Source organism: Leisingera sp. ANG-S5 (assembly GCF_000813925.1).
In the GTDB taxonomy this organism is placed as follows: Bacteria; Pseudomonadota; Alphaproteobacteria; order Rhodobacterales; family Rhodobacteraceae; genus Leisingera.
Genome location: NZ_JWLH01000014.1, coordinates 54267 through 72854, shown reverse-complemented (window position 1 = coordinate 72854; position 18588 = coordinate 54267). Strand labels below are relative to the sequence as shown.

Sequence of the window (18588 nt, the reverse complement as noted above, 5' to 3'; positions counted from 1 at the left end):
CTCGCAGAGCCAGAAGGCCTGACGGCGTAAGACGTTCGCAGAACAGCAACGGCTGAAAATGACACTCCCGCCGGATCGCCTCCGGCGGGAGTTTTTTTGGAAAGATGAAATGAGGGGCGTTTAAGCGGAGACGGGCACCATGGTGCCTTGCAGGAGCGCGACCAGCTTTTCCTCTTCGCCTGTCACCGCGTGAACTTCTGCCGTGACGATCACCAGCCTGCGGCCCGGTTTGATGACCTTGCCGGTGGCACGCAAATAGTCGCCGGCGCCCGGGGCCAGCAGGTTGATCTTCATCTCCGCTGTCATCACTTCGCTGCTCTCAGGCATCATCGTGAGCGCCGCATATCCTGCTGCCGTGTCGCCGATGGCAAAGCTGAGCGCGGCATGGGCCACATCGTGCTGCTGGCGGCTGCCGGGCAGGATCGGGGCGGTGATCACCACTTCGCCCGGCGAAACGCTGGCGACCTCCGCGCCCAGTGTCTGCATCATGCTTTGCTTGGCGAAACTGCTGCGGATGCGGTCGTCCATCACTTCTTTCCTTCTGCTGGTTGCGCCAAGCATAGAAGAGGCCGGATAGCAAAGGGCCTGTGACGCTGCGCCACTTAGCGGGGCATGGGAACCGGCAGCGCCTGCGGGCCGGTGAGGATCGCCAGCGCGTCCCTTTTCATCAGGGAGGTGAGCGCGGGATCGGTGCTGCGCAACCCGCCCGTATAGGTGCCGAAGGCGGGCAGGATCAGCCGTGACTGGTCCAGCAGGAAGCAGGGGCGGGAGGTGCTGCGCACCCGCGCCTTGGGGTGGTAGTGGCCGGAGACTTCGGCCTTGGCCGCAGGATCGGCGATGTGGCGGAAGGTGAGGGAGGCAAGATGCAGCTCTGCCATCTGCTCGCCGCCCAGATCCGCAGGGGCCGGGTCGTGGTTGCCGGTGATCCAGATCCAGCGGCGGCCTTTCGTCAGGGCGGCCAGCTGCGATTGCTCCGCATCCGGCAAAGCCCGCGAGGCGGCGTCATCGTCGAAACTGTCGCCGAGGCAGACCACCGTGTCCGGCCGCAGGGCAGACACCAGTTTGGCGAGACGGATGAGCGTGTCCCGCGTCTCATAAGGCGGCAGGGCGCTGCCGCCGCGCCGGATGTGGCGCTCGGATTTGCCCAAATGCAGGTCGGAGACACAGATCAGGCGCTGCGTGGCCCACCAAAGCGCGCCGGAGCCAAGGGCGGTGAGGCGGGCGCCTGCGAGGATGAAATCATATCCGGTCATGCAGTTGCCTTTAACGGGTGGCGCAGTCTATGCAAGCAGGGCAGGTTAAGATGTCGCTGATGGAGACAGTGGGAAAACATGGCTGGAGTCGCTGTCATTCTGATTTTCGTTGTCTCGTTTTTGCTGTACCGCCGCGAATTGCAAAACCCGGTCTACGCGCCTCTGCGCGAGGAAGGGGTGATTTGGAAACGGACCGGATTTCACTTGCTACATGCCGTTCTAAGAGACAAGTCAGATCCTCTGAAACCGATTCAGATGCGCTTGGGGCTATTGGGTTTAGGGTGGGGGGCGGCCGTCGTCATGGCGGCTGTTGCTGCGGTCGTCTACCTGAGCGCCTAACGGGTTCCTGAACCCAAGAAGGTATCACTGCAGCTTGTCCAGCCCGGACTGCCGCATCAGTGCCGCGGCTTCCTGCTGCAGCAGTTTCTCCTCCGCCGCGCCCTTGACCGGGACCTTTCCAACCTCCAGCAGCAAAGGCGCAGCTAGGGGAGAGATCCGCTCCAGCCGCCGCAGCGTGATGCGGCCGCGGGTCCGCTCCAGCATCTCCTCGATGCGGCCGAAATCCACCAGCCCGCGCAGCGCTTCCTCTCGGGTGATGTCCATCAGCAGGTGATCGGGATCGTACTTGCGCAGCGTGTCATAGAGGATGTCGGAGGAGAACGTCGCCTGCCGCCCGTTCTTGCGCGCGCCCGGCGTGTTGCGTTCAATGAGGCCCGCGATGGTGGCGGCGCCGCGGAAGGAGCGTTTCATCACCGCATTGCCGGCCAGCCAGCCCTCCAGCCCGTCGCGAAGCGCATCGGGGTCGAACAGCGGCGCGGGGTCAGTGACTTCCTGCAGACCCCAGATCAGGGTGGCGTAGTCGGTGGCGACAAAACCCAGCGGATCAAGCCCCAGCTCCTCCATCCGCTTGGTCAGCAAGAGGCCCAGGGTCTGCTGGGCGTTGCGGCCGGCAAAACCGTAGACGCAGATGTGCTCGCGGCTGTCATGCGGGAAGCTTTCGATCAGCAGCCGCCCGGCGCGTGGCAGTTCGGAGACCGCGCGCTGCAGGTCCAGCCACTCCGCCGTGTGCCGGGGCAGGGCGGGCCAGCTGTCCTGCTTGAACATCGACAGAATGCGGGCGCTGAGCTGGGTGGAGGTGGCGAATTTGGTGCCGGAGAACACCGCGATCTTGGGTTTGCGGCCCGGGTTGCGGGTCACCTCCACGGTCATTTCGCGCAGGCCCTCGTAGCGCACGGTCTGACCGCCGATCAGAAAGGTGTCGCCAGGGGTGAGGGTGGCGGCAAAGGCCTCCTCGACTTCGCCCAAGGGCTTGCCGCCGCGGCTGCGCTTCAGGCGGACCTTGATCAGGTCGGCGTCCTGGATGGTGCCGAGGTTCATGCGGATGCGCTGCGCCGCGCGCGGGTCGCGCAGCTGCCACTTGCCGTCCGGGCGCTGCAGCAGGCGCTGCCACTGATCGTAAGCCTTCAATGCGTAGCCGCCGGTGGCGCAGAAGGTGAGGCAGGCGTCAAACGCGGCGCGGGTCAGGGCCGCGTAGGCGCCGGCTTGGGTCATCTCGGCATAAAGGTCATCTGCATCGAACGGGCCTGAACAAGCGGCAATCAGGATGTGCTGGCACAACACGTCACGGGGGCCGGGCCCGCGCGGGTCGCCGTCCAGATCGTTTTCGCGCACCGCCTCCAGCGCGGCGCGGCACTCGACCACCTCGAACCGGTTGGCAGGCACCAGCAGCGCCTTGGACGGCGCGTTATAGCGGTGGTTGGCGCGGCCGATGCGCTGCACCAGGCGTTTGACGTTCTTCGGCGCGCCGATCTGGATCACCAGATCCACATCGCCCCAGTCGATGCCGAGGTCCAGCGAGCCGGTGCAGACGATGGCGCGCAGCTCTCCCCGGACCATCGCCGCCTCGACCCGCTCCCGCTGAGCCCGGTCGAGCGAGCCGTGGTGGATGCCGATCGGCAGCGCGTCCTCGTTGGCAAGCCAGAGGTTGTGAAAGAAGATCTCTGCCTGGGCGCGGGTGTTGTGGAAAATGAGCGTGGTCCTATGCGCCTTGATCTGTTCCATCACCGCCGGGATCGCATAAGCCGCGCCGCCGCCGGCCCAGGGCGGGGCCTCCTCCGTTTCCAGCATCCGGATGTCCGGCGCCGGGCCGGGGTCGGCCAGCACAATATCGCAGGGGTCCGGGTGGCGGGCGAGGTAGCTGGCGATCGCTTGCGGGTCGTCCACCGTGGCCGACAGACCCACCCGCCGCAGGTTCGGGCACAGCGTCTGCAGCCGCGCCAGCGCCAGCATCAGCTGATCGCCGCGCTTGCTTTCGGCCAGCGCGTGGATTTCATCCACCACCACGCGTCTCAGGCCTTTGAAGGTGCGGACGGCGTCCTCGTAGGATGTGAGCAGCGCCAGGCTCTCCGGCGTGGTCAGCAGGATATGCGGCGGGTCGGCGCGCTGGCGCCTCTTGCGGGAGGCGGGCGTGTCGCCGGTGCGGTCATCAATGCGGATGGGCAGGCCGATTTCCTCCACCGGCGTGCGCAGGTTGCGCTTGATATCGGCGGCCAGCGCCTTGAGCGGCGAGATATACAGCGTGTGCAGCCCGTCGTGGGTCCCATCGGCCAGTTCCGCCAGTGTCGGCAGAAAACCCGCCATGGTCTTGCCGCCGCCGGTCGGGGCGATCAGCAGGGTGCAGGGCGCCCCGGCCCGCGCCAGCATGGCGTGCTGGTGCGGGTGGATGGTCCAGCCGCGGGCGGCGAACCAGTTTTCAATCGCTTCAGGCAGGGCAGGGGCGGTGTCACTCATCCTGCAAAATCTGGGAGGCTTTGCAGCTCATTGCAATGTCATTTTCTGTCGTAAACAGTCCGGGCCTCCAGCACCTGCTGATGCCGCCCGGCGGCCCAGATGGTCAGGGACTTCATGTGTTCCAGAAGCTCCTGCCCCAAGGGCGTCAGCGCATAAGACACTGCCACCGGCGGGCCGGGATCAACGCTGCGGGTGATATAGCCGTCACGCTCCAGCTTGCGCAGGTTCTCGGTCAGCACCCGCTGGGTCACGTCGCCGATGGTGCGCCGCAGCGCGCCGAACCGCAGCGCGCCGTCCTCCAGCACCAGCACGATCAGCATCTGCCATTTGCCGGTTACCTGCGACAGCACCTGCCGGATCGGGCAGTTCTCGGCTTGGTCCTTGGAGAGGGCGGTTACTGGAAGCATACCTGGTTCCTAAATAGTGCGTAATTGATATCTGGTGCAGAAAGGATACCACATTGGGCTGTCACGACAATGCGATTCGAAAGGACATCCGATGAGTGCCAAGGACCTCGTTCTGAATGCCGTAGCGGCGATTTTCACCTCGTTCGACCCGGAGGCGGCAGAGCAACTGCTGGCGCCGGGCTATATCCAGCACAACCCGATGGTGCCGACCGGGGCTGCGCCCATTATCGGGTTCATTCCGGCGCTGAAGGAAAGCGGCGTCACGATGGAGGTCCACCGGGTGATTGCCGAGGGTGACATGGTGGTGCTGCACAGCACTTTCGGCAATGCCCAGGCCTTTGGCGGAGAGACGCTGGTGGCCTTTGACGTGTTCCGGGTCGAAGACGGCAAGGTGGCCGAGCATTGGGACAACCTGCAGCCGCCCGCCGCGCCGAACGCCTCGGGCCGCACATTGACTGACGGCACGACGGAGATCACCGACCTGGACAAAACCGCGGAGAACAAGGCGCTGGTGCAGGGTTTTGTGACTGACGTGCTGCACGGCAAGGCGCCGGAGAAGATCACCAGCTACGTCTCAACAGAGACTTACCTGCAGCACAACCCGAACATCGGCGACGGTCTGGAGGCCCTTGGCGGAATGATTCAGCATCTGGCGGAAACCGGCCAGGCGCTGGCTTACACCAGCACCCCGATTGTGGTGGCCGAGGGGAACTTTGTCTTCACCGCCTCAGAGGGCAGCCTGGGCGAAACACCGATGGCGTTCTTTGATCTGTTCCGGGTGGAGGACGGCAAGATCGTCGAGCATTGGGATACCGTCAGCCCAATCCCGGCGGAGATGGCGCACGACAACGGCAAGTTCTGACCGCAGAAAACGGAAGGGCGGGGATGACCCCGCCCTTTTTGCATCACTTCACGATGTGCTCGTCCTTTACGAACATGTTGGCCCAGGCCCGGTCGATCAGCTCCGGCGACATCTGGTAGGGGATGCCCTCAAACTCGCAGATCGAAATCATCTGGTCGATCAGGAACACCGGCTGGTAATTGGCGTAGATGTTGTTGATCGTCGGGTATTTCTTCTTCAGCAGATGTACCAGCGCGGCCTCGTCCAGCGGCATGCCCTTCTTGCGGGCCACCATGGCAAAGATCTTGAGGAAGTTCTCCTGGTTCGGCCCGTCAATCTTGATCTTGAAGAAGATCCGGCGCAGCGCCGCCTGGTCAAAGATCTCATTCGGGTGGAAGTTGGTGGAGAAGATCACCAGCGTGTCAAAGGGCACCTCGAATTTCTCGCCCGATTGCAGTGCCAGGATGTCCTTGCTTTCTTCCAGCGGCACGATCCAGCGGTTGACCAGCGACTGCGGCGGTTCCGCCTGGCGGCCAAGGTCGTCGACGATGAAGATACCGCCGGTGGATTTCAGCTGCAACGGTGCCTGATAGGTGCGCGCTGTGGGGTTGTAGACCAGGTCCAGCATGTCCAGCGACAGCTCGCCGCCGGTGATCACGGTGGGGCGCTCGCACATCACGTACCGCTCGTCAAAGCGGCGGCGGCGGCGCAGGGCGTTGGGGTCTTCCGGCTCCTGTTCAACCTCGGTGTGCACGATCGGGTCAAAGACGGTGATCACCTGTCCGGAATATTCGATGGCGCGCGGCACATAGACATGATCCCCCAGCGCATCGCGGATGCCGTTGGAGATTGAGGATTTACCGTTGCCCGGCGGGCCGTACATCAGGATCGAGCGGCCTGCGCTGACCGCGGGGCCGAGGTGATCGAGCAGGCTGTTGGGCAGCACCAGATGCCCCATCGCATTGGTCAGCTGATCGCGGGTCACCTGGATGTTGCGGATCGACTGGCGCTTGACCTGCTCGCGGTAGACCGCCAGCGGCACCGGCATGGCGCCGAAGTATTCGGACTGGCTGAGCGCATCCAGCGCCCGCGCCTTGCCCGCGTCAGTCAGCTGGTAGCCCATCTCGTTGCCGCTGTTGGCGTTGAGCGTGCCGGTGGCCTCCAGCAGCTTCTGCTCGCGGGCCATATCCACCAGCTCCTGGGTGACAGAGGAGGGCAGGCAGATCGCCTCGGCGATCTCGGTCACGTTTTCCACGTTCTTGCGGAAGATGGTCTTGAGCAGGATATCCCGCATCATCACCAGCGGCAGCTGCATCTGTTCCAGCCCCTTGGGGGCGGGAGGGGCCACAACGGTGAGGTTTTGCATGTTCATGGCGGTGCCTGTCCCTGATATCCATATCCGGCCCCGGCCGGCGGGGCGCTCCTGGAAACAGACTATTCAGGACTGTGGCAACAGCGGGGCAGAGCTGCAGCATTTCCGCGAAAGGGGCGTGAAATCCACCGCAGTTTTATGGACCGCCCGAAACCGCAGGCCGGGCGGCGCCTGCCAGTATCAGCTGCCGAATTGCGCGGCGAGGCCGAGGTAGAGGGCAAGGGTGGCGCCCAGGCAGAGGCCCATCGGAAAGCTCTTTCCGGTGTCCCAGCTCTGCCATTGCGGCGCCAGCTGGCGCAGGCGCGTGTGCTTGGCAATCCGGTGGGCGGTGAAGCCGGCCAGCAGGGTAGCGGCAAAGACAACCATCAGCATCCGCAGGTCGCCAAGCGCGAAAAAGGGCGCGGCGGCACCGGCAAACTTGGCGTCCCCTGCACCAACGGCCCCTGCGGCATAGAACAGGAAGCCGAGCGCAATGCCCACTGGCAGGTGCAGCAGGTGCCAGCCATAGTCCGCCCAGCTGGGCATAACCAGCGCGCCAATGACCACATAGATCACTGCCAGCAGGTCAACCGCCCAGTTGGGGATGCGCATGCCGCGCAGATCGGTCAGCGCCACCGTGTAACAGATCGGCAGCACGAACGGCAGGAACCACAGGGCTGCGTGGGCCGGGAACTGCATGGCTCAGCCGTTTTCCAGCGCTGCCAGAGAGCGCGCGGCTTCTTCGAAGTGCTGCGGGTGGGTATCAATCGCCTCGCGCAGCAGGTTTTCGCCAACCTTGACATCGCCCTGTTTGACAGCGGACAGGGCCAGCGTGTGCAGCAGCAGCGCGCGTTCGGATTGCTCCAGCGGGATCACCGGCAGGGTGTAATTGCGCTGCGCGCCGCGGGCCAGCACCAGATTGTTCTTGGCGGTAAACAGGCCCTGGTCCTGGCGGATGGCCTCGCCGAACAGGCGCTCCGCACCGGCAAAGTCACCGCGGGTCAGCTTGGAATAGCCCCAGTTGTTCATCACCTTGGCGGGTGTGGTGGTCAGCCCGACGGCGATTTCATAGAAGCTGTCGGCGCGCTTCCAGTCCTTGTTGGCGTCGGCCACAACGGCCTCGAGCCGGTAGCGTTCATAGGTTTCATGGGTCGGCGGCACCTGGTCCAGCTCTGCCTTGGCCGCATCCCATTCGCCGCTGCGCACCAGCGCGCCGGCCAGCTGCACGTGATCCTCGCTGGTGGCGCCTTTCATTGTCACCACTTTCTTCCAGGCGGCGGTGCCTTCGGTGGTGCGTTTGGCGCGGATCAGCGAATGCGCCAGGCCGCGCTGCAGATCGATCCGGTCCGGGCTGGTCTTGAGCGTGCGCTGGAAGTGGGTCACCGCTTCGTTCGGGTCGGCCACCGACAGCATGACATCGTTGAGGTTGCTTTCGTCGATGACGTTCACTTCCTGAAACGCGCGTTCAACGGTTTCATCGGCTTTGTCCGCGCAGGCCGACAGGACCAGCGCCCCTGCCAGAGAAGCGGATAGGAAAATCTGCTGGCGCATTTTGTGCGTCCTTTTTACTGCTCTGCCTCTGTTATGGTGCTTCGCGAATCAGGTAGCTGCCGCTGCCCTGCCGCACCAATTTATAGTCTTCTTTTTGAGGCTCACTATGCGCGGGATTTTCAAGTTTTGCGAGGGCCAGGCGTAAATTATCGCGGATTGCGTCACTTTCGCCATTGTCGAGGGCATAGGCGCGCTGGAAGACCTGCACCGCCTCGGCGGTCTTTCCGCGCTCTATCAGCGCCACGCCAAGGTTGTTCATCGGCTCCGGCCAGGCGGGATCCGCGTCCACGGCCTGGCGCAGCAGGTCTTCGGCCTGGCCGAGCCGCCTGAGGCCCAGTTTGGCGCTGCCCATGCCCGAGAGCACCTCCGCCGTCAGCCCGTGATCCAGGGCGGCGCGGGTGAAGGCCTCCAGGGCCAGCTCGTGTTCGCCCGCTGCCATCAGCCGGTGGCCGACTACCAGCCCGTCTGCGGCCTCCTGACGGTGATCATCCCCGGGTGCCCAGGGGCTGCCCTTGTCCTGTTTCAGCCCGCTGGTCGAACACGCTGCCGCCAGCGCGAGGGCGCTGGCGGCAGCTGTAACCTTGAGCAGACGGGCAGAAGCTGCCCGTAGTGCCGTTTTCATTACTGGGGTCCCATATTGCCCATGTTCATGATGCCCTGCACCGACGGACCAACAAGAATGATCAGCAGCGGCGGGACTGTCAGCCCCATTGTGGCAAGTGTCATCTTCACGGGCAACTTGTTTGCGGCCTCTTCGGCGCGCATCACGCGCTTGTCGCGCATTTCCCCGGCATAAACCCGCAAGGCATCGGCGATTGAGGTGCCGAAGCTGGCGGATTGGATCATCACCGTCACGAAGGAGGACACATCCTGCACCCCGCAGCGGGTGCCCATGTCGCGCAGCACCTTGTCCTTTTCCTTGCCCGCCTTCAGTTCGTAAGCGACGACTTCGAATTCCGAAGCCAGTTCCGGGAAGGACGCGTGCAGTTCCTGAGACACCCGCACAATGGCCTGGTCCAGCGACTGGCCGGCCTCGACACAGACCAGCATCATATCGAGCGCATCGGGGAAGCCCTCGGTGATCTTTTGCTGGCGTTCGCCGATGCGGCGGGTGATCCAGTATTTCGGCAGCATATAGCCCGCCCCGCCAGGTGCGATGATGCGCAGCGCCATCTGCTGGCTGTCGTAGTCGATGTCCGCCTTGATCACATAGACAAAGAACAGCCCGCCGATCAGCCCCAGCAGGCCGAGCGCAAACTGGGCGAAGTGGAACAGGCGCACCGAGTCCTTGGAGTGATAGCCCGCCTGGCGCAGTTTCAGCTCCATCGCGGAAAGCTCATCCGCGTTCTGCGGCTCCAGGAAGTTGGCGAACTTCTGCAGCTGTTCGTTGCGGCTGGTCTGCCTCAGGCGCTCTTTTTGCGTGCTCTGCCGGGTTTCGGGTTTGATATTCTTCTGCAGCTTCTTCAGCGGGTCTTCCGGCTGGTTCAGCAGTAAGGGAATAGCGAGCAGGATCATGAACATACCCGCAATGCCAAGCGCCAGGAGCGGTCCGAACTCGCCGAACTGCGATGTGAGGAAGCCGTCAATACCGGTTACAAAATCCACGATCCGCTCCTTACACTTTGATGTTTGTCAGCACGCGCATGACAATCAGGTTGGCGGTCAGCATCACGCCCACTGCAAAACAGGCGGGAATGAACCAGGGATGGTCGATCACCTCGTCATAGTAGCCCGGGTCCTTGACCAGGATCCCGATCAGACACAGCAGCGGGAAGCCGGACAGGAACTTGCCGGACCATTGCGCCTCGGCGGTGATTGCCTTCACGCGGCGGAACAGGCGGAAACGGGCACGGATCACCTTGGCCAGGCCCGCCAGGACCTCGGCCAGGTTGCCGCCCGACTGCTGCTGGATCGTCACCGCAACCGCGAGGAAGCGCATGTCCTGCATATCGAGCCGCTCCGCCATTTCCTTGAGCGCCTCGCCAACGTCGCGGCCATAGGCGCATTCATCGGAGATGATGCCGAACTCGGTGGCCAGCGGATCCTCGACCTCATTGGCGACGATCTGCACAGCAGAGGTAAACGGGTGGCCGACTCGCAGGGAGCGCACCATCAGCTCCACCGCGTCGGGAAGCTGCTCTTCGATCAGTGCCATGCGCTTGGCGGCCTTCTTGTTGACCCAAAAGAACACCGCGCCGACACCGATGATGACAGAGCCCAGAACGCGCACCGGCAGCGGCGCGCTGGTGCCGATGCCGAGGCCGACAAAGGCGATGCCTGCCAGACCTGCCATAATCAGGATCAGCTGTTTGGGGGAGAAGGCGATGGCCGCCTTCTGCGCCCGTTCCGACAGCAGAGAGTAAAGCGGGATCGACTGCGATCTGGCGTGCTGGCCCAGCTCCTTGCGCAGCTGCTCCAGCACCTGCTCGCGGTTGCCGCCCTTTTCCATCATCTCCAGCCGGCGGTTCACCTTGCTGTTGAGGCTGATCGACTTGCCGAAGACAAACAGATACAGGCCTTCCACCAGCGCCAGGACGCCAAAGAAGATCGCGCCATAGATAAGCGGTTCTGAACTCAGCTCCATCAGCGCTGCTCCATCACTGTGGGTTCATAGATCGACGGCGGCAGGTCATAGCCCCAAAGACGGAAGCGCTCGGAATAGTGGCTGCGCACGCCGGTGGCGGTGAAATGGCCGATGATCTTGTTGTCCGGCGTCAGGCCGACGCGCTGGAACCGGAAGATTTCCTGCATCGAGATCACGTCGCCCTCCATGCCAGTGACTTCGGTGATCGAAGTCATCCGGCGCGAGCCGTCCTGCAGGCGCGAGGCCTGCACGATCAGGTTCACAGCTGAGGCGATCTGGCTGCGCACGGCCTTGATCGGCATTTCGATGCCGGCCATGGCGATCATGTTTTCCAGACGCGAGATGCCGTCGCGGGCAGAGTTGGCGTGGATTGTGGTCATCGAGCCGTCGTGGCCGGTGTTCATGGCCTGCAGCATGTCGATCACTTCCTCGCCGCGGGTCTCGCCGACGATGATGCGGTCGGGGCGCATCCGCAGCGCGTTTTTCAGACAGTCGCGGGGGGAAACCTCACCCTTGCCCTCGACGTTGGGCGGGCGGCTTTCCATCCGGCCCACATGGGTCTGCTGCAGCTGAAGTTCAGCGGTATCCTCAATTGTCAGGATGCGCTCGGCGTTGTCGATAAAGGACGACAGCGCGTTCAGCGTGGTGGTTTTACCGGAACCGGTACCGCCGGAGACGATGACGTTCAGGCGGGTCGAAACCGCGGCTTGGAGATAGGCTGCCATTTCTTCGGTGAAGGCACCGAAATTCACCAGATCATCAATGCCCAGCTTGTCTTTTTTGAACTTCCGGATCGACACCAGCGAGCCGTCCACCGCAATCGGCGGCACCATCGCGTTGAAGCGGGAGCCGTCAGCCAGGCGGGCGTCCACATAAGGGTTGCTCTCGTCGACACGGCGTCCCACGGCAGAGACGATCTTGTCGATGATCCGCATCAGGTGCTTTTCATCCTTGAAGGCGATGTCGCTGAGTTCCAGCTTGCCGCTGCGCTCGACAAAGATCTGATGCGGGCCGTTCACCAGGATATCGCTGACCGTTTCGTCCTGCAGCAGGGCTTCCAGCGGGCCAAGTCCGGTGACCTCGTCATAAAGCTCCTTGTTCAGCTGCTGCCGGTCTTCGCGGTTCAGCACGATGCTTTTTTCGGCCAGGATCTCAGTTGCAATGGTGGAGATTTCGGTGCGCAGCTCCGCTTCACCTGCGCGTTCCAGTGCGGACAGGTTCAGGTTCTCCAGCAGATCACGGTGCAGCTGGATCTTGATCTCGCTCAGCCGCTCCTTGCGCTTGCGCTCCTTGTCCATCGGCTGCGCTTCAGCAGCCTTGCGCTGCACGGGACGCCGCAGGCTGGCGGCCGGTTTGGCCGAGGCCGCGGGCGCTGCCGCTGGCTCCGGCGCCGGTGCTGCAGGTTTCGCGGCCTGTTTCTTGTACTTGGAAAACATCAACTCACCCCCAATTCAAGCCGTTCAGGCGGCTTCTGCTTCATTGCGGCCCAGCTCATGCAGCGAAGCTGCGAGCTTGGCGATTTCCTTGCGCAACGGGTTCTTTGCGGCAGAGACGGCCAGCGGCAGCCCGTGATCGCAGCTCTGCAGGATTTGCTTGCCGCCATCAGGCAGCTGCAGGTCGATCGAGATGCCCAGCGACTCCGCCATCCGCTTAACCCGGCTCTTGCCGGTCAGATCGGTAAACTTCGGCGCCCGGTTCAGGGCAAAGCGCAGTTTTTCGAAGGGCAGGTCTTCGGCCTGCAGCGCACGTTTCAGCCGCAGCGCGTTCTGGGCAGAGCGCATGTCCAGCTCAATCAGCGCGAAATAGATATGGGCCATGTTCAGCACCGTTTCGGACCACTGCACCAATGTGTGCGGCATGTCGATAACGACAAAATCAAAGTGGCTGCGTGCCAGCCCGATGACTCGGGTGATGTCCTCGGGCGACAGCAGGTCCAGCGGCACCATTTCGGACGGCGCGGTCAGAACCTGCAGTTTTTCCTGGAACGGCAGCAGCGCCTGGCCGAACAGATCCTCGTCCATGCTTTCGGATTCGCTCAGCATTTCCATCACCACCTCGCGGCGGGGCAGATCCAGGTAGGTCGAGACGGAACCGGCCTGCAGATCCAGGTCCAGCAGGCAGACGCTGGGCTCCTCGCGTTCGCTGAGCGCGGCAAGCTCCCAGGCCAGGTTGACGGCCATGGTGGTTGAGCCGGTACCGCCGGCCAGCCCGTGGCAGACGATCACCGCGCCTTCGCGCTGGCTGCCGGTTTGCAGCTGGTGCGGGTTCTGCACCGTCGGCGGCGGCGGGGCCTGCAGCCGGTCGATGGCGGCCTGCAGCTCCTGCTCGGGCAGGGGGTAGGGGACAAATTCGTCGGCCCCCTGGCGCAGCAGTGTATGCAGTGCCGCCGGTGTCACATCCTCGGCAATCAGAATCACCTTGATGCCGCGGGACTTGGCCTGGGTGATGATCTCGCCCATCAGCGGCAGGTCGCCTTCGTCGGCGCTGTCGATGGCCAGGGCGATGAATTGCAGCGGTTCTGCCTCCGCCTGGCTGAAAAAAGCCAGCGCCTCGGAAAAACCAAGGTCGCCCCAGGCTTCACCCAGTGCGGTTTCCATGTCTTCAATCAGGAGGTCGAAATTCTGCACGTCACGGCTGACTGTGCAGGCAACAATCGCAGGTGTTTCTGTTTGCGGCATACCGCTGCTCATCGCCATCATCCTTGTTCACTTGGGCGGACCGGGCTTTGGGCACAGTCCGCCTCTTGGAAACAATGTCGGCGGCAATCTAGGCGATATTGGGGCCAAAAATCCCCAAATATGGGGAATTGTTACTACTTCGTAACCGCTGTAGGGCGCCTGAAGGCTTACTGCAGCGACCGTGACAACGACTGCTGCGAGGACAGGGTCGATTCCGGCACCGCGCTTTCCAGATACTCGCGGTAGATGATCTGAGCGTACTTGCCGTCCAGAACCTGCGGGTGCCGCTTCAGGAAGCCGCTCACCTCGGTTACAGTGCGGCGGTTGCGGCGTTCGCGCTCCGGCGTGGGGATCAGCGGCTGGGTTTCGCCAAAGGAAACAACGGCCTCCAGGCGGTTGCGGCTGATGCCGCGCGAAACCAGATAGTTTACCGCAGCACGCGCCCGGCGCAGGCCGAGGGACTTGTTGTAGGCGTTGCTGCCCACCGCGTCAGTGTGGCCAAAGACCCTGAAACGCACTTCCGGGAACTGCTTGATCCAATGCGCCTGGCGGTCCAGCACTGCACGTGCGGCCTGGTCCAGACGGGTGCTGTCGAAGTCGAAGTTGATGGTGTTCGGAACTTCCTTGGCAAACCGGTTGGCCAGCTGGATCGCATAGCTGCGCTCGCCGCTCATCACGGCCGAGTTGTTGAGGGTGGATTCGCCGAAGGTCGCCCTGCGGTTCAGTTCCTGCCCCGCTTCGCGTTCACAGGCGGCTGCGGTCAGGAAAAGGCCGAGGATTGCAGCGGTTCTGATCATATGTGCCACTCCTTATCAGTCCAGCACGTAGCCGTAAGAGCCGTTGAAGTCCTGCTTGGCCACTTCCGCAGCGGGGCCGTTTTTGGTGCGGGCGGTGCGCCCGAACAGGAACAGGTCCTTTTCGCTGGGCGGCGCAACCCGGTCGGTCGGCAGCGTCAGCGCCTCGCCACGGGTCGGGGTCACCAGATGCGCGCTGACGATGATGACCAGCTCGGTCTGCTCGCGCTGGTAGTCGGCGCTGCGGAACAGTGCGCCCAGCACCGGAACATCGCCCAGCCAGGGCAACTGCGAGGAGTTGTCGAGGAACTCGTCCCGGATCAGGCCGGCAATGGCAAAGCTTTCACCGTCGCGCATCTCCACCGTGGTCGAGGTTTCGCGGCGCGAGAAGGCGTCGATCGACAGGCCGTTCAGTTCCAGCGAGTTGGTCGGGTCGATCGCGGACACAGCGGCGTTCAGTTCCAGGTTGATCAGATCACCGTCAACCACCCGCGGAATGAAGTTCAGCTCAATGCCGAAGGGCTTGAATTCAATGGTGATAACGTCGTTTTCCTGCGCCACCGGAACCGGGTATTCGCCGCCGGCCAGGAACTTCGCTTCCTGCCCCGACAGGGCAGACAGGTTGGGCTCAGCCAGGGTGCGGACCACGCCCTTGCGCTCCAGCGCCTCGAGCAGCAGGCTGACCTGCACGGAGCCAGCGTTGAAGCCGAACAGGAAGGCGCCGGTGTTTTCGTTGGCGGCAGGGATGTTGCCCGCCAGCGAGTTTGCCAGCGCCCCGGAGGTGTTCAGAGTGTTGACGCCGCCGGTGCGGCCGTTGCCGGTGCCGCCATTGAAGCCGAGCGAGGCGCTGAGCGATTTGGAGACCGAGCGCTGCATTTCGGCAAAGCGGACCTTGAGCATCACCTGCTGCACACCGCCGACCGACATCAGGTTGCTGACCCGTTCCGGCGCGTAGCGCTCTGCCAGATCCAAAGCGCGCTGAAGGCGGGCAGAGCTGGAGACGGTGCCCGAGAGCACGATGCCGTCATTGGCGGTGCGGACTTCGATCTTCTCGTTCGGCAGGATCTGGCGCAGCCGCTGCTTGAATTCTGTGACGTCTGCGGCAACCCGGACATCGACGTTTGTGATCAGCCGGCCGGACCCATCGAGCAGCGTCAGCGTGGTCAGACCCGGCGACTTGCCCAAAACGTAAATGGTGCGGTCGGAGAGAGACGAAATGTCAGCAATACTGGGATTGGCGATGCTGAGCTCTGCAAATGGCGTCTCGCTCTCCACCACCACAGCGCGGTTCATGGGCACATCAAGCGTCGCCGCCGTGCCCTTTTTCACCACGCGAAGAGATTGCGCCGATGCCCCATCAGCAGTCGGTATGCCAACAAGCGAAAGCCCCATCAGGGCCGCCGCCACGAACCGTCGAATTGCCATGTGACCTGCCTTTCCGATCACGCCTCAAAATCCGGGTCTTTTTGCCCGCTGTTTCCCGCACTGTGGTTCAGTTCCTGAATTATTGCAAGAATCAATGGCTTCGGGGCCTTTCCTAAGCGGCAGCTGATGTGGGGCCTTGGCAACAGACAGGTCAGCCGCCCTTCGGCAAAGAAGGGCGGCTGAACAAGGTAACAGTCTGTGCAAGAATGGAAATTCTAGTTGGTGCAGGGGATCGGAATTTCCACGACTTCCGCGCCCCGGCGGGTGCGGACGGTGCAGACTTTTTCCCGTTCCACCTCCGGCTGCACCTCAATCGCGCCAAGGCCTAGCAGCTTGCGCTGGTCAACTTCGATCACTGAGGCAACGGTGTCGTCGCCCGCGCCAACCAGGGCCAGGGTCAGCTTTCCGGTGCTCTGCGCCTGGGCAAGGGCGGCAACCTGTTCCGGCTTGGCCGCGACCGTCACAGTGCGGGCAATTACGGCGCCGCTGATGTCACTGTTTGCCTTTTGGTCAACAGCAATCAGTTCGACATTGGTTTCAATGAGGCGGGTGAACTCACCGTCGGCGGCGCCGGCCTGACGCACCTGGCCGGTCCAGTAGATATCCACCTTGTCGCCGGGGCGCAGGAAGCCGGACACGCCGGAAGACACGTCCACCCGGATGGCAAAGGCACGCATGCCGCGCTCCAGGCGCGAGGTGATGCCAGCGTCTTCACCCGGTAGGGTGACCTTGCTGGCCATGATCGCCTCGTTCTTCTCCATCGTGCGCAGAATGACACGGGGTGTCTCGTCTGCACCCGGCGGGAACAGCGCCTCCAGGCTGGTGAAAACCCCTTCGGGCAGGCTTTCCTGCGGCCAGCGGACCTGACGGACGTTTTCCTTGGTCAGCCGGTGGCCGTATTTCAATTCTTCCGTCGCAACAAAGATGTCGACGGTGGGAACCGCTTCCACCCGGGCTGCGCGTTCCTGTGCCAGAGCCTGCTGGTATGAGCTGATATATTTTTTCGCCATCATCACGGCGCCGCCGGCCAAAGCGACACCCAGGATGAGAATAAGTCCGAATACAGTACGCATGACGCTCCTTCGGTCGCATGCCCAGCCGGGGTGCTGAACAAAGACTCTGCTTAGGTTCCGGTCATCATGTTTTGCGGCAGGATCTCCGCAGCCGCTATGCGCGGCAAAAACCATGAGGAAAGCCGCCCGCTGGAGGGCAGGCGGCTTCCATAGCTCTCTTAGACGTTAGCCGGACCTTAGGTCGGGTTGTCGCCCAGGCTGTAGGTGGTCGGCACGGAGTTGGTCAGGGCGGTGCCGGTTGCGTCTGCAACGCTGTCCACGCCGCTTGCAACGGAGGTGTAGGCAACACCGGCCAGGGCTGCGACAGCTGCGGTCAGAACGACCCAGTCAACAGTCACGGCGCCGTCTTCGTCTTTGCGGAAGTTTTTGATGAACTTGATCATGGTATGGTCCCTCCAAAGGATCTCTGAATTTGCTTCACCTTGCCGTCGCTCTGGAACCTGCTCTCTCACCAGCTTTGGTTCCTGTCCGGCTTGGATGAATACATATAGCCAGTGCAGCGTGGCAGGATTTGGGCTGAAAGCCGGAAATTGCTGCCCAAATTTAACTTTTCAAAAAGAAATGCCTTAACGCCTTGTTTTTGCGGCGTTAAAAAATCGTTACTGGCGGGAGTCCCGTGGTAATTCCGCGCCAGTTGGGGGCAAATATGGCGAATACGCCAGATTCTGGTGCGGAAATGCTGGATTTTGCGGCCCGGTTTTCCGAGTCTTAGGCCAAAGAAAACCAAAAGCAGGCCGAGCAATGTTTGTGCGTAACGCAGTTTTGGCGCTGGCCCTCTGCGCCATGCCCCTGGCCGCGTCTGGGCAGGAGGCGGCGACTCCCTTTCCCGAGTTTGAGGCAAAGCGCGTCAAACCTCCGGCGCCGGGAACGGGCAAGCGTATAACTGTGCAGATCGAACCAGAACCCGAAGCAGAGAGTGCCCCAGCTGCAGCGCCTGCTGCCGGGGACCCGGCCGCTGTGCCGCCCGCGGGACGTTACGGCTGGTTCTGGGACAAGGTCGCGTCGGGGATTGAGGGCGCGGGGCCGGGACGTTTGGACGATGCGATGCAGGCCCTGAACGGCGCCAAGGGGCTGAAGGCACCGCGGCTGCAGCTGATGCAGGACATTGTGCAGGAGCGCGGCGTGCAGATCCTGACCGAAAGCATTGGCACAGAGGTGTCACCTGCCTTGGTGCTGGCAGTGATTGCCGTCGAATCTGCGGGCAAGCCCGATGCTGTCAGTTCCGCAGGTGCGCAGGGGCTGATGCAGCTGATGCCCGACACCGCCGCGCGGTTCGGGGTCAGCGATGCCCTGGAAGCCAAGCAGAACATCTCCGGCGGCATCCGGTACCTGGACTGGCTGATGAAGGAATTCGGCGGCGACCCGATGCTGGTTCTGGCAGGGTACAACGCAGGCGAGGGCGCGGTGCGCAGCCATCAGGGCGTGCCGCCCTATGCCGAAACGCGCGATTACGTGCCCAAGGTCCTGGCCGCTTACCAGGTGGCGCGGGGCCTGTGCATGACGCCGCCGCTGTTCCTGTCGGACGGATGCGTGTTCCGGATGCAGAACTGACCCCCCCTGCGCGCCCCTTGGTTCCAGCAGCCAGTGGCCGGGGAGGGGGAGCCGGGCGAACCCCGCCCGGAATCAAGCCGCAGACGCCGGGCGAGCGCCTGCCGGCAGCGCATTGCGTTGCAATGCGCGAGAGGCCGCCCCACCGGGCTGGCGCTTTCGAGAGTGCTGCGCGCCTTTGATAGCTTGTACGGACGTTGCCGGGATAATTTGCCCTGCACCAGCGTTGCGGCGCCACGCCGCGGGCAGGCGCCCGCCCTTTGCATCAAGCTGTGGGAACGGCACACCGCAGG

The 18588-nt window shown here is 63.1% G+C and carries 19 protein-coding genes; 3 read left to right on the top strand and 16 right to left on the bottom strand.

All coding sequences use genetic code 11. The features are described from left to right. Positions 1–120: 120 nt before the first annotated feature. Positions 121–528 (bottom strand): PaaI family thioesterase, encoded by a 408-nt coding sequence (locus RA25_RS18350; RefSeq protein WP_082023101.1) that lies wholly within the window; start codon positions 526–528, stop codon positions 121–123. Positions 529–602: 74 nt separating this feature from the next. Next, positions 603–1253, bottom strand: coding sequence for a ligase-associated DNA damage response endonuclease PdeM (gene pdeM, locus RA25_RS18345; protein WP_039174335.1), 651 nt, complete (start codon positions 1251–1253; stop codon positions 603–605). Positions 1254–1331: 78 nt separating this feature from the next. Here pdeM and RA25_RS18340 point away from each other — a divergent pair, with 78 nt between their 5' ends. Continuing rightward, a complete protein-coding gene (locus tag RA25_RS18340; RefSeq protein ID WP_039150145.1) occupies positions 1332–1592 on the top strand; it encodes a hypothetical protein in 261 nt (86 codons plus the stop codon). Between the two features lie 24 nt (positions 1593–1616). On the opposite strand, the gene RA25_RS18335 is transcribed toward RA25_RS18340, so the two are convergent. After that, entirely contained in the window at positions 1617–4043 is a 2427-nt protein-coding gene (locus RA25_RS18335; RefSeq protein ID WP_039174334.1) for a ligase-associated DNA damage response DEXH box helicase, read from the bottom strand. 38 nt (positions 4044–4081) lie between these two features. Further along, a complete protein-coding gene (locus tag RA25_RS18330) occupies positions 4082–4450 on the bottom strand; it encodes a winged helix-turn-helix transcriptional regulator (RefSeq protein ID WP_039174332.1) in 369 nt (122 codons plus the stop codon). 91 nt (positions 4451–4541) lie between these two features. Between RA25_RS18330 and RA25_RS18325 the strand changes: the two genes are divergently transcribed. Next, a complete protein-coding gene (locus RA25_RS18325) occupies positions 4542–5312 on the top strand; it encodes a nuclear transport factor 2 family protein (RefSeq protein ID WP_039174330.1) in 771 nt (256 codons plus the stop codon). Between the two features lie 43 nt (positions 5313–5355). On the opposite strand, the gene RA25_RS18320 is transcribed toward RA25_RS18325, so the two are convergent. The 12 genes from RA25_RS18320 to RA25_RS18265 form a co-directional block, all read right to left on the bottom strand. Continuing rightward, positions 5356–6663 (bottom strand): ATPase, encoded by a 1308-nt coding sequence (locus tag RA25_RS18320; protein WP_039174328.1) that lies wholly within the window; start codon positions 6661–6663, stop codon positions 5356–5358. A gap of 180 nt (positions 6664–6843) precedes the next feature. After that, complete coding sequence (locus tag RA25_RS18315) at positions 6844–7341, bottom strand: prepilin peptidase (protein ID WP_019298328.1); 498 nt, start codon at positions 7339–7341, stop codon at positions 6844–6846. A gap of 3 nt (positions 7342–7344) precedes the next feature. Next, the gene (locus RA25_RS18310; RefSeq protein ID WP_019298329.1) at positions 7345–8193 is read right to left on the bottom strand and encodes a tetratricopeptide repeat protein; all 849 of its coding nucleotides are present in this window, start codon (positions 8191–8193) and stop codon (positions 7345–7347) included. Between the two features lie 31 nt (positions 8194–8224). Next, entirely contained in the window at positions 8225–8815 is a 591-nt protein-coding gene (locus tag RA25_RS18305; protein WP_039174326.1) for a tetratricopeptide repeat protein, read from the bottom strand. Then, on the bottom strand, positions 8815–9798 hold the full coding sequence (locus RA25_RS18300; protein ID WP_019298331.1) for a type II secretion system F family protein: 984 nt from the start codon (positions 9796–9798) through the stop codon (positions 8815–8817). Before RA25_RS18300 ends, RA25_RS18305 begins: the two co-directional genes overlap by 1 nt. Before the next feature lie 10 nt (positions 9799–9808). Beyond that, complete coding sequence (locus RA25_RS18295; RefSeq protein WP_019298332.1) at positions 9809–10777, bottom strand: type II secretion system F family protein; 969 nt, start codon at positions 10775–10777, stop codon at positions 9809–9811. Beyond that, entirely contained in the window at positions 10777–12213 is a 1437-nt protein-coding gene (locus RA25_RS18290) for a CpaF family protein (RefSeq protein WP_039150124.1), read from the bottom strand. The genes RA25_RS18295 and RA25_RS18290 overlap by 1 nt, the downstream gene beginning before the upstream one ends. 24 nt (positions 12214–12237) lie before the next feature. Further along, positions 12238–13467 (bottom strand): AAA family ATPase, encoded by a 1230-nt coding sequence (locus RA25_RS18285; RefSeq protein WP_029205051.1) that lies wholly within the window; start codon positions 13465–13467, stop codon positions 12238–12240. A gap of 155 nt (positions 13468–13622) precedes the next feature. Next, positions 13623–14252 (bottom strand): OmpA family protein, encoded by a 630-nt coding sequence (locus RA25_RS18280; RefSeq protein WP_019298335.1) that lies wholly within the window; start codon positions 14250–14252, stop codon positions 13623–13625. A gap of 15 nt (positions 14253–14267) precedes the next feature. Continuing rightward, positions 14268–15674 (bottom strand): type II and III secretion system protein family protein, encoded by a 1407-nt coding sequence (locus RA25_RS18275; protein WP_029205052.1) that lies wholly within the window; start codon positions 15672–15674, stop codon positions 14268–14270. A 215-nt stretch (positions 15675–15889) separates the two neighbouring features. After that, positions 15890–16747, bottom strand: a complete 858-nt coding sequence (gene cpaB / locus RA25_RS18270; protein WP_019298337.1) for a Flp pilus assembly protein CpaB — start codon at positions 16745–16747, stop codon at positions 15890–15892. Between the two features lie 176 nt (positions 16748–16923). Continuing rightward, positions 16924–17130 carry a hypothetical protein gene (locus RA25_RS18265; RefSeq protein ID WP_019298338.1) on the bottom strand — a complete coding sequence of 69 codons (207 nt, stop codon included), beginning with the start codon at positions 17128–17130 and terminating at the stop codon, positions 16924–16926. Between the two features lie 358 nt (positions 17131–17488). Between RA25_RS18265 and RA25_RS18260 the strand changes: the two genes are divergently transcribed. Then, positions 17489–18298: a lytic transglycosylase domain-containing protein gene (locus RA25_RS18260; protein WP_152612235.1), complete on the top strand. Its 810-nt coding sequence runs from the start codon at positions 17489–17491 to the stop codon at positions 18296–18298. Positions 18299–18588 lie beyond the last annotated feature (290 nt).